The 14,168-nt window shown below is 32.2% G+C and carries 10 protein-coding genes and 1 tRNA gene; 4 read left to right on the top strand and 7 right to left on the bottom strand.

The window, feature by feature from the left end; translation table 11 throughout:
* The first annotated feature begins 66 nt into the window (after window positions 1–66).
* Complete coding sequence (locus tag V8G69_RS00340) at window positions 67–1,392, top strand: adenylate/guanylate cyclase domain-containing protein (RefSeq protein WP_394879667.1); 1,326 nt, start codon at window positions 67–69, stop codon at window positions 1,390–1,392.
* A 606-nt stretch (window positions 1,393–1,998) separates the two neighbouring features.
* Here the strand turns inward: V8G69_RS00340 and V8G69_RS00345 are convergent.
* Window positions 1,999–2,400, bottom strand: a complete 402-nt coding sequence (locus V8G69_RS00345; protein WP_394879668.1) for a GNAT family N-acetyltransferase — start codon at window positions 2,398–2,400, stop codon at window positions 1,999–2,001.
* Between the two features lie 384 nt (window positions 2,401–2,784).
* Between V8G69_RS00345 and V8G69_RS00350 the strand changes: the two genes are divergently transcribed.
* The 3 genes from V8G69_RS00350 to V8G69_RS00360 are packed head-to-tail and all read left to right on the top strand — an operon-like array spanning window position 2,785 to window position 6,274.
* Window positions 2,785–3,513 carry a DUF2490 domain-containing protein gene (locus tag V8G69_RS00350; protein WP_394879669.1) on the top strand — a complete coding sequence of 243 codons (729 nt, stop codon included), beginning with the start codon at window positions 2,785–2,787 and terminating at the stop codon, window positions 3,511–3,513.
* A 30-nt stretch (window positions 3,514–3,543) separates the two neighbouring features.
* Window positions 3,544–4,632 (top strand): hypothetical protein, encoded by a 1,089-nt coding sequence (locus V8G69_RS00355; RefSeq protein ID WP_394879670.1) that lies wholly within the window; start codon window positions 3,544–3,546, stop codon window positions 4,630–4,632.
* Window positions 4,604–6,274 (top strand): ABC transporter transmembrane domain-containing protein, encoded by a 1,671-nt coding sequence (locus V8G69_RS00360; protein ID WP_394879671.1) that lies wholly within the window; start codon window positions 4,604–4,606, stop codon window positions 6,272–6,274. Before V8G69_RS00355 ends, V8G69_RS00360 begins: the two co-directional genes overlap by 29 nt.
* A gap of 302 nt (window positions 6,275–6,576) precedes the next feature.
* On the opposite strand, the gene V8G69_RS00365 is transcribed toward V8G69_RS00360, so the two are convergent.
* From V8G69_RS00365 to dnaE, 6 genes are all read right to left on the bottom strand, one after another.
* Window positions 6,577–6,650, bottom strand: a tRNA-Asp gene (locus tag V8G69_RS00365).
* A gap of 81 nt (window positions 6,651–6,731) precedes the next feature.
* The gene (locus V8G69_RS00370; RefSeq protein WP_394879672.1) at window positions 6,732–7,661 is read right to left on the bottom strand and encodes a DUF58 domain-containing protein; all 930 of its coding nucleotides are present in this window, start codon (window positions 7,659–7,661) and stop codon (window positions 6,732–6,734) included.
* 16 nt (window positions 7,662–7,677) lie between these two features.
* A complete protein-coding gene (locus V8G69_RS00375; RefSeq protein ID WP_394879673.1) occupies window positions 7,678–8,220 on the bottom strand; it encodes a ClpP family protease in 543 nt (180 codons plus the stop codon).
* A gap of 77 nt (window positions 8,221–8,297) precedes the next feature.
* Window positions 8,298–8,615, bottom strand: a complete 318-nt coding sequence (gene trxA / locus V8G69_RS00380; RefSeq protein WP_394879674.1) for a thioredoxin — start codon at window positions 8,613–8,615, stop codon at window positions 8,298–8,300.
* 190 nt (window positions 8,616–8,805) lie between these two features.
* Window positions 8,806–9,672 (bottom strand): hypothetical protein, encoded by an 867-nt coding sequence (locus V8G69_RS00385; protein WP_394879675.1) that lies wholly within the window; start codon window positions 9,670–9,672, stop codon window positions 8,806–8,808.
* A gap of 75 nt (window positions 9,673–9,747) precedes the next feature.
* Window positions 9,748–14,133: a DNA polymerase III subunit alpha gene (gene dnaE / locus V8G69_RS00390; RefSeq protein ID WP_394879676.1), complete on the bottom strand. Its 4,386-nt coding sequence runs from the start codon at window positions 14,131–14,133 to the stop codon at window positions 9,748–9,750.
* Between the last annotated feature and the right edge of the window lie 35 nt (window positions 14,134–14,168).

Raw genomic sequence — 14,168 nt, forward strand, 5'->3', positions numbered from 1 at the left:
CCATTTTAATAAATTCATTTATCCTATTTTTTTTAACTTTATATACTATATCCATAAAAAAATAATATGCCTGAAGTCAAAATACCTATTATTACATATACTGGCATTAATCAACAAGTAGAACATGATGACCCAGATGCAACACTGCTGGACTGTTCTATCTCTAACCAGATACCTCATATTCATGAATGCGGAGGAAATGGACTCTGCACAACCTGTCGAATTCGGGTTATGGAAGGTCATCATAATTTAAATCCTAGAACTGTAAAAGAGCAAGAAATTGCTCGTGCCAGAAAATGGGATCCGTCTATTAGGCTAGCTTGTCAAAGCTATGCAAAAGGCGATGTGAGTATCCAACGCCTAGTCTGGACAAGTTCTGAAATTAATAAACTACAGTTAGAAACACTACCAGAAGGCACAGCCGAAGAAAGAGCCATTGCCATCCTATTTTGTGATATTCGTGGATTCACTAAAATGACATCAGAAAACAGTTCGTTTGATGTCGCGCATATTTTAAATAGATTTTATACTGTTCTTGGCGATCCTATATTAGCTAATAATGGCATTATTTATCAATATGTTGGAGATGAAATTATTGGTCTTTTTGGAGTTTCTGGAGGCATGCGAGATAAAACTTCCAAAGATGCTGTGCGAGCTGCTTTAGGCATGCAATATGCCATTGAAAGGCTTAATCATTTGGAGCTGGAAGCCTTTGATGTTAAAATTAAATTAGGGATTGGAATTAATTTTGGAAAAGCATATATAGGTCATTTAGGACATCCGAAGCATAAACAGTTTGCCGTAGTTGGAGATCCTGTTAATACGGCAAGTAGAATTCAATCTTATAATAAAATAGCCGAGACAAGTATTTTAATTTCAGATTCTGTTTTAAAAGGAATGCCAGAAAACACCATTGAGATAGGAAAAAAATTCAGTAGCCAAATGGCAGGCCATGAGCATCAAACAAAACTATACGAGTTAAAGGGTTTTAAAGAAATGGATATTCAACTTGAACTGCAACGTTCACTTGATTATTTATTAAGAAATGAAGAAGACTTTGCAAATAAATTCTATACGCGGGTCTTTGAAAAATCTCCTGAAGTAAGAACCCTATTTAAAAATAACATGACCTCTCAAGGCAAACTTTTAACACATATGCTAGGAGGTACTGTTTACTCCATGAGCAGACCAGAACACTTAACTTTGGGTCTGAAATTACTTGGAGAAAGCCATGCACGGTATGGCGTACTCGAAGCGCATTACCCGATTGTTTTATCATGTCTATTGGAAACCATAAAAGAAGAACTTGGCGACTATTATAGTGGCCAATTAATAATTGCCTGGGAAAAAGCGTTAACTATGATTACCACAGAAATGAAAAAATATGCTTGATAACACCTTTTTTAATAACAAAAATGTGTTTCAACTATTAAAAATAGACTCCCAAAACAAAAAAGCTTCCCAACATTCTGTAAAGAAAAAAGGAATAGTATATCTGTCAAACAACACAACTTCTTTAACTTGCCCAAAAAAGCCCTAATTTTTTAGATCTGTAAAAAAAAATGTCATTTTTCAACACCTATTTGACTTGATTAAGATGTCTTAGCACATGGCTTATAATAATATCGAATACTGCTTCCAATTTATCGACAACAAGTTTATTGACTAGATAAGAAGTATGTCTCCTTTATCTAATAAATCAGAAGAATCATTAATCAATTCTTTTAATTCGGTTTGATGTTTTGAAATTCATTAAAATATATAGAAAAATCTCCCTTTTATCCAGTTCCCAAATATTAAATGTTATGATTTTTCTTTTTCTACTCGGTCCAATGGGTTAGTAGTAGAATAGTAGTAGTTTTATGTGCGAGGATTTCCATAGGAAGATCAGAGACAATAAACTTGCTACTACCTTTGTTTAAGGCCAAAATTGAGCAATTATTTTTTTACAATGTTATGCATCAGGTTTTTTGCTTTTCTAAATTCAATTCAATGTAATTATTCAGTTCGACGAATTATAAATCCATTTTCAATTTTATCAAATCCAATTTTCGGATAGTATTCCATTGCTAATGGTGCAGAAAGCAAAATTATTGCAGTTTGTTTTCCAATTTCTTTTTCTGTTAATTTTATTAGTTGACTTCCAATGCCTTTTTTTTGATATTCACTTTTCACAGCTAAATCGGATAAATAGCAGGCATAACAAAAATCTGTTATCGAGCGAGATATTCCAATCAGTTCATTATTCAACCACGCAGTTATTATCAGGTTAGAATTTTCATACATTTTCTTTATTCTGTCACTATCTTTTGTCGGTCTTTTTATTCCAGAGCTATCATAAACCTCAATTATTTCAGATGTTTCTGGAACTATTCCAACTTTAAATTCTATACTTTTCATTTATTTCTGTTGTTTTTTCAGCTGGTGTACAACTTTTATGTATATGGAAAGGCGTATTTGCATTTGAGGATTTTTCTTCGCCAGTTCGTTTCATTCGTGTCCGAAGGAAAATCAGAAGTTAGCAAAACTGCACTAACCTTTGATTAAGTACTAAACTGCCAAAAAAAGCCAACAAGTTTTTTATCCTAATTGAACAGCTTAAAATGACCATAAACAAGCAAACAACTATTAATTTTATTTTGAAAGTAGGAATTTCGCGAATTAAGTTGTTATATAATAAATCATCTCAAATATTATAATAAAATTCACTTTGTAGAAAATAAACGTATTTCACCAAGCATTTAAAAAGCCTTTGAATGTTTGTAATTCTAAAAATTAAACTAAATGAACTTAACTAAATCTCAAATTAAAAAAACAATCACGATTGTGGTGTTTTCATTTTTTAGCCTATCAATGAACTCTCAAGACCTTACCAATAATTTAAAACTATGGTCAGGTGTAAACGTATCTTATGGCATTAATGACAACCTAACTGGAAAACTAAGCCAACTATTTGCTTTTAATGCATCTCCTACCACCTACAGCTTTTCCCAGACAAAGCTTTCCTTATCATATAAAATTAAGAGAAGGATCTATGTAGAGGGCGGATATGTTAGAGGTCTTTTTAACGATTCTAACTCTTTAAGAAATCAGGGTGCAACTTCTGGTTGGTTTAACACCTTGGCCGTAGACCGTATTTCTGGGAGTTTTTCTTTTAAGCACGACTTGGTTAAGCGTCTATCATTGTCACATGAAATTGAATTTCAGTATTTCTTCCCTGATTTAGATAAATATAAAACCCGAACCACATATTCAACTAGGTTGGGCTATAATGTGAAAAGGTCTAGTTTGTCTCCCTATATTGAAAGTATGTTTTATTATTATCAAGGAGGTATTATTTCGAATGGAATTAAACGATTCCGTTTAAAACCAGGTATAAGTTTTAAACCTATCAAAAATTCCTCAATGGGAATCTCCATTTATTATATATACCAAAACGAATTTAAGACAGATCAGCTACCAGACAATGATTATTCAGTTATTGGAACAAATTTGTCGTTTAAAATAAAATAATCAACCTAATAACATAAACTCCAAGTCATTATGATACTAACTAAAATTAATTCCAGCAGGATAAAAAAAACTATCATTTGTAAAAATGTAAATAGTACAACTATTAATAAGCAAATCAAGAAATTTTACGTACCCAAAGCAGGTGATGTTGCCATTTTTAAAGTAAAAGAAATTGGAAAGCACACGTCTATCCAATCCACCAATGGCACTAATAAATACATTTTGCCAGGAGATTTGATTATGGCCGCCTTTGGCAATAGATATGCAACTGAACAAATGGAAGGCTATGTACCTGACTCTTATCATTCCACATATCATGTTTTAGGACAAGGTGGTGCTATTGGCATACTTAAAAGCATACATAGTAAATTTGAACTTATTGGGCCTACCAAGCTTGGTTTGGTTGGTTATGTTGTTGATGAAGAGGCTCATGTTATCAATACTAAAAATTCAAATAAAGAGATTACATTGGATAAATCCATTCCAGTTAATAAACACCCAAAAATAATATTATCATTGGGGACTAGCATGGACAGTGGAAAGACCACTTCTGCGGCATTTCTTGCAAGAGGATTAAAGCTGGCCAGAAAAAAGGTGGCATTCACTAAATTAACAGGAACTGTTTATACCAAAGACAAAAGGATGGTACGTGACTATGGTGCAAATGTTTCACTTGATTTTTCAGATTTTGGTTTTCCATCAACATATATGTGCTCTACGGATGAACTTATAGATTTATATGAGAAAATGATGGAAAGAATAAACCCTTACAACCCAGATTATATTATAATTGAGATAGCAGACGGCCTTCTACAACGAGAAACACATGCCCTGATTCACAACAACAAGTTCATGAACAACGTCTCTGGAGCTTTGTTTTCTTCAGCAGATAGCATGAGTGCCATAGCAGGGGCTAACATGTTGTCACAGTTAAAATGCAACGTAATAGGTGTAACTGGACTTTTTACAACTAGTCCATTATTGGTTGAGGAAGTTAAGCAACAATCTGATTACACAGTCTTAATTGGAGAAGATTTGATGTCGAAGAAAATAATCAATACTATAGAAAAAAAATTAAAATACTTGAAATTTGAAAACAAAATGGCAGTTAATAGTTAGTTTTATACGACAAAAGAAATTTCTTGTAATAGTTGCTTTTTTAAGTGGGTTATTCTATAACATTTTTACATTATTAGTTCCAATAAGTCTTGGGAGGTTTTATGAGTTTAACTTTGGCTTTTCTTCTCATAGATTAAAGCTGTTAGGCGATGTCCCTTTTATTAATATTAGGGGATTTTCATCATTCCTTTTATTTTTTATTGCACTTATATTCTTTCGCTTTGCTTTAGAATATATCAACAAGTATTCTGTTGCTATTATAGGAGAGAAATTCGCAAAATCTCTTAGAGAAGATCTGTTTAAGCACCAACTTCAAATAAGCAGCTCTATATATGATGAAAAAGGTATTGGAAAATATTTACTTAGATATAGTGGAGACCTTAAGAGTATTCAAAATTATATTACTAAAGGATTATTTCTGTTCTCGCAAGACCTAATTTTAATTGTTTTTTTAATTGTTATTATAGCTTATATAGATATTAAACTAGGCACAATAGTGGCAGTATCCATTGGTTTTACCATTTTTATATTATTTTTTATTAACACTATTTTATATTCCATATCAGTTAACCGAAGAAATCAAAGGTCTGGAATGCTATCTTTTGTAAATACACGTTTAAGGGCGATTCTATCTATAAAAGCATTTAATAAATATAGCCCCGAAGAGAAAAGATATATTAAACGTTCAGAAAAATTATATACAGCTGGTAAAAAATACCAGAAAGTAGTTAGTCTTATCCAATCTATCATTCCATTTTTAACTTATTTAATGATTGGATTGCTAATGTGGTATGTGTACTATTTAAAAATAAATAGTAATGCTACTTTTAACAAGTCTACCATATTGATTTTAATTTTGTTAATCATTTCTTTTCTTCCAATTCTAAGACGCACTTTAAGGGTTAGCATTATTTGGAAATTAGGGAATATTTCATTTGAAAAATTACTCAAGCTTTTTGATTTGGAAACTGAAAACAATCTCTCTTTTGAAGAAATAAATTTATCTAATAAAAAAATAATCACAAATAATGTTTCTTTTAAATACCCAGATACCAAAACTTTTGTTTTCAATGATTTAAACATTACTATTTTACCAAAAAAAATAACTGCTATAATTGGTAACTCAGGCTCTGGTAAAAATACCATAATCAAACTATTACTTAAGATATATTCACCAACTAAAGGCAATATTTATTACGGGAAACATAATCACAAGGAACTATCTGAAAAGACTATCAGAAAAAATATAGCAATTATATCAAGTGAATTACCTCTTTATGGCAAGTCAGTTTATGAAGCTATAGTTTTTAGCAGAAATGAAAAAAGAAAAGAGAAAGCTTTTAAAATTTTAAAAATGCTTCAAAAATTTGAAGATATAAATAACAGACTTGAGTTAAATGATTCCATAGGTGATTTAGGAAGTAAACTTACAAATGGACAAAAAAAAATATTATTATACTGTAGAGCGCTCCTAACCAATAAACCATTGTTAATTATTGATCAACCTTTTAAGGGTCTTAATAGCGAAACGGTTTCCCACTTTAAAGGAATCTTAAACTCTCTGAAAAACAAGAAAACTCTTATTATTATTGATAGTTCACTTCCAGAAGGATTGAATATTGATCATATCTACACAATATAAAATCATATTTTTAAAAGACTAATTAATTTTGTTTTAAATATACCCTGAATAATAATGACAGACTAAACAATAATTCTACTAAACTATTTTAAGGTCTTTTGGAAAGATAAAATATACATAATGTAGTTAGTGCATGTATCTACAAAGCAAAAAAGCATCCCAATCTTCTGCGAAGAAAAAAGGAAAGCTTTCCATCGGTTTAACTACTTAAACCACTGATAGACTACTACATCTATCAGACAACACAACTTCTTTAACTTGCCAAAAAAAGCCCTAATCTCTTAGAGCTTTTAGCAATCTTGCGGTCTGGACGGGACTCGAACCCGCGACCTCCGCCGTGACAGGGCGGCATTCTAACCAACTGAACTACCAGACCGTTGCTTTATTGCGGTTGCAAATATACACGCCTTTTTTTATATGTCAAACGTTTTTTGCTATTTTTTAAATAATATTTTTTCTAAGCGAATTTCTGTCTTTCTATCATGTAGGTTGTGAGAATGTTATTAAAATTATTATTAATATCAGCCTCTTCATATTTAATCTTGTATTGAGCACATTTCAATTTTAAGGATTCAAAATAATTGTTCACCGCTTTACTGTAATTTTCCTTAATTGTATCAGCATATATATTGATGTACTCACCTGTTTCAACATCCACAAATTGTCGGGGCTTATTATCAAAATCAAAACTTAGTTCTTTCTTTTTGTCAAATACATGAAATAAAACAACTTCATGTTTATTGTATTTTAAATGGCGAAGTGCTTCAAATAACTTCGATTCCTCTACTGAGGATTGAAACATATCAGTAAATAGAAAAATTAACGACCTTCTGTGAATTTTTTCAGCGATTTCATGTAAATACTTATAAGTGTCTGTATTTCTTTTTAATGGTCTTGAAACAACCACTTCACTAAGTTGGTTTAACAACATTTGATGATGCCGTTCACTCCCTTTTTCTGGAGCATAGTAGTCATATGTATCACTATAAATACTTAACCCAATGGCATCACGCTGTTTTTTTAAAATATGCATTAATGAAGCAGCAGCAAGTGCAGAAAAAGCAATTTTATTAAGATTATCAAGATTAATAGTTTCCATTTTAGGATAATGCATTGAACTACTATTATCTATAATGATGTGACATCTTAAATTTGTTTCATCATCATATCGTTTGGTGTATAACTTATCTGTTTTTGCAAATAACTTCCAATCTATGTGTCTTGTGCTTTCTCCTTGATTATAAATTTTATGTTCTGAAAATTCAGCAGAAAAACCATGAAACGGACTTTTATGCATCCCAGCAATAAAACCTTCAACTACTTGTTTAGCAAGCAATTCAAGATTTTTAAAGCCACTGACTTTATTAAGTTCCTGCTGAATATTCATTTAGTTGTTTTAAACCTTACATAATTCCATCAACAATGCCATAAGCAACAGATTCTTCTGCACCCATCCAATGGTCGCGGTTAAAATCTTTCATTACTTTATCAAATGTCTGACCACAGTTTTCAGCCAATATTTTAGCGCTTAACTCTTTGGTTAATATAATTTCTTTAGCTGTAATTTCAATATCACTGGCCTGACCACGAGCACCTCCACTAGGTTGATGAATCATAACTCTGGCATGAGGTTGAATGAATCTTTTCCCTTTTTCTCCAGCAGAAAGTATGATAGACCCCATAGAAGCAGCAAAACCTGTACATATTGTAGAGACATGGCTGTTTAATGACTTGATACAATCATAAATGGCAAATCCTGAAGTTACATAACCACCAGGGCTGTTTATGTATAATTGGATGTCGTTTGTGCCTAATGAATCTAAATACAGAAGTCTATCTATAACATGTTTTGCAGATTTATCATCAACTTGACCCCAAAGAAATACTTTACGTTGTTCTATAAATTTGGCATCAATAGCATCTTGAATTTTTATTTTATTACTCATTCTATTTAATTTTTAACTAAAATAAAAAAAGGTTTACCATTACAGCAAACCTTTTTGTTTTCTTTTTCATTTACTTTTTATAAAAGCGCATCAATTGCTTCTGTATAAGCATTTTTAGGTGCTACACCAACTTGACGACCTACTACTTCACCATTTTGAAAAACTAAAACAGTAGGTATGTTACGTACACCATATTTTGCAGCAAATTCTTGATTTGCATCAACATCTACCTTACCAACTATAGCTTTTCCAGCGTATTCTTCACTTATTTGTTCAATGATAGGTCCTACCATTCTACAAGGTCCGCACCAAGCTGCCCAAAAATCAACCATTACAGGTTTATCACTTTTTAAAACAGTTTCTTCAAAAGATGCATCTGTTATTTCTAATGCCATAATATTTAATTTAATTGTGTTTTACTTCTAGATATTATGCAAAATTAGTCAAAAAATTCTCTAAAGCTTACAAGCTTGCAATTTGTTTTACTTATAATCTTATTGTTTGATTTTATTATTGATTAATAAATAATGGAAAAGAGCTATCATTGGGATGTGATAGCTCTTTAAAAAGACATGGGGCTATTTATTAGTGATGTCTTTTTCTTCCTAATTCAATTTCTGTAACTGTTCCATCTGGAGCAGTTTTGGTTGCAATATTATCACACGTACCATCCCCATAATCTAAAGTAGTAGTTCCTTCAACTGTAGTATATTCTTTAACTCCAGAAGCTATATATAAACATTCTGCTAGTTTAACTAGTGGTGTTGTGATTTCAACACTAAAAGTAGCGCCACTTGCATCTGTATAAACGAAAGAGCCCGAAATAGTTTTTTCATCATCATAACAAGAATCTGTGTCTCCTCCCGTTGTTATTTCAACGGTTCTTGTACCAACCTTTGAAAAAGTGCCTTCATCGGTTTCAACAGTAATATCAACAGTACCTGTCATTTCAGGGTTTCCATTTTCATTACTTGAAGTAAATACATAGGTTTTTGTACCATTTATGATGTAACCATTAATACTTAAATTATCAACAGTAATGGTTCTTTCTGCATTCGTATCTGTAAGCGACCAAACTTTAGTAATAGTTCCTGTAATGACATTTCCATCGTTATCCAAGCAATCTCCTGTAAAAGTAATTGTGGCTGTAATTGTGTTTCCATCTACTGAAACTGCTATGTCTGCACAGTCTCCAAAAAATCCAGAGTGTCCGTATTTACTGGCGGTTTCACTTTTTGAAGTAGCATCTTTACCAGTTACAGATGTTGTCATATCAACTCCAAAAGAGCTTTCTGAGTATATAGAAATATCATCTAAAACACTTTCTGACTCTTCAATAACGGCTTCAGCAGAAACAGCTGCTTCACTTGTAATTGGTTCTGATACAGTATCGTTTTGGCAAGAAATAAAACCAAAAGCAACTAAAAACAATAAAATTTTAAAACTTTTCATGATATGGGATTTTGTAATATGTTGTTTATACATATAACATTTAAATGATAAAATCTCCTACCTAAAAAAGTAAAATTAATTCAACTTATAGTAAACTTCTTGATTTTCAAGTTCTCCTAATAGCTCTTGAGATATTTTTATTTTTTTCTTTCTACTTGGCATATTAAGCTTAATACTTTCTTCATTATCATAAACAACAAAATTAAGTATTTGACTACCAGGATGCATATTTATTAATTCATTTAGAGCACTAATTTTATCTTTTTGAATATCCTTAATATTAAGTTGTATTGATAATTTTTTAGCATAACTATCCATGACATCATGCAGCAACTGGAAATTATTAAACTGCAATCGAGGATCGCTTTTCTTATCGGTTTCTTTATTAACCCAACCTTCTCTCACAAAGGCTTTAATAAACACAAAACTATTTTTTAATAAAAAATGCCTGAACTTAAGATACTCTTCACCAAAAATGCGAAACTCAAAACTATCAGTATAATCTTCAACAGTAAATATGGCCCATCCTTTTCCTTGTTTTGTAACACGATGTTGCACATCTGTAACTACACCTCCAAAGGTGAGTTCTTTATTTACACAAGCTTCTAAATCTTTAAACATTGCCAGACTTGAGTTACAAAAGGTATTCATTTCCGTTTTAAAATCATCTAATGGATGTCCTGAAATATAAATGCCTACCACTTCTTTTTCTCTTGCTAATTTCTCCATGGTTCCCCATGTTTCACATGGTGGCACTTGTGGTTCTGCTATTTGTATATCACTGGCATCTCCAAACAAACTCACCTGCGCAGAATTTTCGTTTTCCTGATGTTTACTACCATATCGAATAGCTTTTTCCAAAAAAGTGATTCCGTCACCTTCATCTTGAAAATATTGAGCTCTGTGAGTTTCAGTAAAGCAATCAAAACCTCCAGCTAAAGCCAAATTTTCAAAAGCTTTTTTATTAGCTGCTCGTAAATCTATACGTTTTGCTAAGTCAAAAATGGATTTATAATGACCGTTTTCCTTTCTGTTATCTACTATGGTTCTAACTGCTCCATGACCAACACCTTTTACAGCACCCATACCAAACCGCACGGCATTGTTTTTGTTTACTGAAAATTTATAATATGATTCATTAACATCTGGCCCAAGTACATTTAATTTCATTCGCTTACATTCTTCCATAAAAAACGTAACCTGTTTGATATCATTCATGTTGTTTGAAAGCACCGCAGCCATATACTCTGCAGGATAATGTGCTTTTAAATACGCCGTTTGATATGCTATCCAAGCGTAACAAGTGGAATGCGACTTATTAAAAGCATAACTTGCAAAGGCTTCCCAGTCTTTCCAAATTTTTTCTAATTTATCTTTATCATGACCTTTAGCTCCTGCTTGTTCAATGAATTTTGGTTTCATTTTATCAAGAACTGCTATTTGCTTTTTTCCCATGGCTTTTCTCAAAACATCGGCTTCACCTTTTGTGAAATCTGCTAATTTTTGAGAAAGGAGCATTACCTGTTCCTGATATACTGTGATGCCATAGGTTTCTTTTAAGTATTCTTCCATGGCCGGAAGATCATAATCAATGGTTTCCTCACCATGTTTACGCTTAACAAAACTTGGTATGTATTCCATTGGTCCCGGACGATATAATGCGTTCATTGCAATTAGGTCATCAAAAACCGTTGGTTTTAAATCTTTTAAATGTTTTTGCATTCCGGGAGATTCATATTGAAATACTCCTACTGTTTCCCCTTTTTGGAATAATTCATACGTTTTCTCATCATCTAAAGGAAAATTATCTGGGTCTAATAGTATGCCATGCTTTGCTTTTACAATTTTTACCGTATCCTTAATTAAGGTTAAAGTTTTTAATCCTAAAAAGTCCATTTTAAGTAATCCGGCCTCTTCAACCACAGAGTTGTCAAACTGAGTGACATACAAATCTGAATCTTTTGCTGTAGCTACTGGCACAAAATCGGTAATATCGCTTGGCGTGATAATAACTCCACAAGCATGAATACCCGTATTTCTTAATGATCCTTCTAATGTTTTGGCTAAGTTTATAGTTTCAGCTTCTAAATCTTCTCCTTCAGAAATATTTAATAGTTGATTAACTTTCTCTAAATCTTCAGCCCTGAACGTGCTGTTTAATTCCTTTTCGCTTAAACCAAAAATCCTGTTCAGTTTAGACATGGTTGGAATTAGCTTCGCAATTCTATCGGCATCAAACAAAGGCAAATCTAAAACCCTAGCTGTATCTCTGATAGAGGATTTAGCAGCCATAGTACCATAAGTAATAATTTGTGCAACCTGATTGCTACCATATTTTTTAATCACATATTCCATAACCCGCCCACGACCTTCGTCATCAAAATCGATATCAATATCGGGCATACTAATACGGTCTGGATTTAAAAATCTCTCAAAAAGCAAGTCGTACTTTAAAGGATCAATATTGGTTATCCAAAGACAATATGCCACTACCGAACCTGCTGCTGAACCACGACCCGGACCAACAGACACATCCATATTTCTGGCTTCTCGAATAAAATCTTCAACAATTAAAAAATATCCCGGATAGCCTGTTTTTTCAATAACTTCTAACTCAAAGTCTAAACGTTCTTTTATCTCAGATGTTAAATCGGCATAACGTTTTTCTGCTCCTTTATATGTTAAATGACGTAAATAGGCATTTTCCCCACGTTTTCCTCCATCAACTTTATCTTCTTCATTTACAAATTCTTTAGGAATATCGAATTTAGGAAGCAAGACTTCACGTGATAATTGATAATCCTCAATTTTATCTACTACTTCTTGAATATTTGAAATGGCTTGAGGCAAATCCTTAAACAAGCTTTTCATGGCGTCAGAAGACTTGAAAAAGTACTCTTTATTTGGCATGCCATAACGATAACCACGTCCTCTTCCTATAGGTGTCGCCTGTTTTTCGCCATCTTTAACACACAATAAAATATCATGTGCATTGGCATCTTCTTGCTCCGCATAATAGGTATTATTTGTAGCAACGATTTTAATATTATGTTGTTCTGCCAACTTAATTAAGGTTGGGTTTACGCGTTTTTCATCTTCTTGATTATGACGCATAATTTCAACATATAAATCATCCTTAAATTGTTCTTTCCACCATAACAAAGCTTCTTCAGCTTGATTTTCTCCAATATTTAAAACCTTACTAGGCACTTCTCCATATAAATTACCCGTAAGTACAATTAAATCATCTTTATACCTTTCAATTAATTTTCTGTCAATTCTTGGTACATAATAAAACCCATCGGTATAAGCTATTGAAGATAATTTTGCCAAATTATGATACCCTTTTTTGTTTTTTGCAAGCAGCACGATTTGATAGCCATTATCTTTTCTAGATTTATCTAAATGATTCTCGCAAACAAAAAACTCACAGCCTAAAATGGGTTTAATTTCATTTAAAGTTGGCAATTCTCCCTTCGCTATGGCTTCTTCATTTTTTGTTTTTACCACTTTATTATGAAAAGATACTTCTTTCACAAAGTGAAAAGCACCCATCATATTTCCATGATCTGTTAATGCTACAGCAGGCATATTATATTTTGCTGCAGAAGCCACTAATTTTTTAATGCTTATTGTGGATTGTAAAATGGAAAATTGTGAGTGATTATGTAAATGAACAAAATCGACATCGGCTAATTCTGCTATGTTTTCTTTAATCTCTTGTGATGAGATTGTTGTTGAAACCGCTTTTTTTATTTGTTCGCGAATTTTCGCACTTTCATTTTTCAGGTTGATGTGTTTTAAACCTAAAAGTTGAATTTCTGTTGGATTGGAAGTGTTGAATTCTTTAAAATAATCTTGCTCAACATCTAATTGCTCTTTTGTAAATTCATTCAAACGAATCAATTCAAAAAAGCAACGTGTTGTTGCTTCTACATCGGCAGTAGCATTATGAGCTTCTACAAAACGTTCCTCGAACAAAAATTCATGCAATTCAGATAATGTAGGTAGCTTAAATTTACCATAACGCCCACCAGGTATTTGACATAAAGCAGCAGTATGTTCTGTACAAGTGTCTAATACAGGTAATTCTTGCAACACATTATCTAATCCTTCTCTAAAAAACTCAGCGCCCATAATGTTTAAGTCAAACTTCACGTTTTGACCAACAATAAACTTTGTTTTATTTAAAGTTTCTTTAAATTTTTGTAAAACCTCAATTAATGAAATACCCTGTTTTTGAGCCAACTCTGTTGAAATACCATGGATTTTCTCTGCATCATAAGGAATATTAAAGCCATCTGGTTTAACCAAATAATCTTGATGTTCTATACAATTACCATAAGCATCATGTAATTGCCATGCTATTTGTATGCATCTAGGCCAGTTATTGGTATCACTAATGGGGGCATCCCAACGTTTAGGCAAACCTGTGGTTTCGGTATCAAAAATTAAATACATAAATTTATTCTTAGCTCAAAATAGGATTGATAAAA

Source organism: Gaetbulibacter sp. M235, from assembly GCF_043876835.1.
GTDB lineage: Bacteria > Bacteroidota > Bacteroidia > Flavobacteriales > Flavobacteriaceae > Yeosuana.

Bases quoted from the DNA above. Each gene is read 5' to 3' on its own strand.
- V8G69_RS00340 (WP_394879667.1), top strand. From the start codon at position 67: ATGCCTGAAGTCAAAATACCTATTATTACATATACTGGCATTAATCAA.
- V8G69_RS00345 (WP_394879668.1), bottom strand. From the start codon at position 2,400: ATGAAAAGTATAGAATTTAAAGTTGGAATAGTTCCAGAAACATCTGAA.
- V8G69_RS00350 (WP_394879669.1), top strand. From the start codon at position 2,785: ATGAACTTAACTAAATCTCAAATTAAAAAAACAATCACGATTGTGGTG.
- V8G69_RS00355 (WP_394879670.1), top strand. From the start codon at position 3,544: ATGATACTAACTAAAATTAATTCCAGCAGGATAAAAAAAACTATCATT.
- V8G69_RS00370 (WP_394879672.1), bottom strand. From the start codon at position 7,661: ATGAATATTCAGCAGGAACTTAATAAAGTCAGTGGCTTTAAAAATCTT.
- V8G69_RS00375 (WP_394879673.1), bottom strand. From the start codon at position 8,220: ATGAGTAATAAAATAAAAATTCAAGATGCTATTGATGCCAAATTTATA.
- trxA (WP_394879674.1), bottom strand. From the start codon at position 8,615: ATGGCATTAGAAATAACAGATGCATCTTTTGAAGAAACTGTTTTAAAA.
- V8G69_RS00385 (WP_394879675.1), bottom strand. From the start codon at position 9,672: ATGAAAAGTTTTAAAATTTTATTGTTTTTAGTTGCTTTTGGTTTTATT.
- dnaE (WP_394879676.1), bottom strand. From the start codon at position 14,133: ATGTATTTAATTTTTGATACCGAAACCACAGGTTTGCCTAAACGTTGG.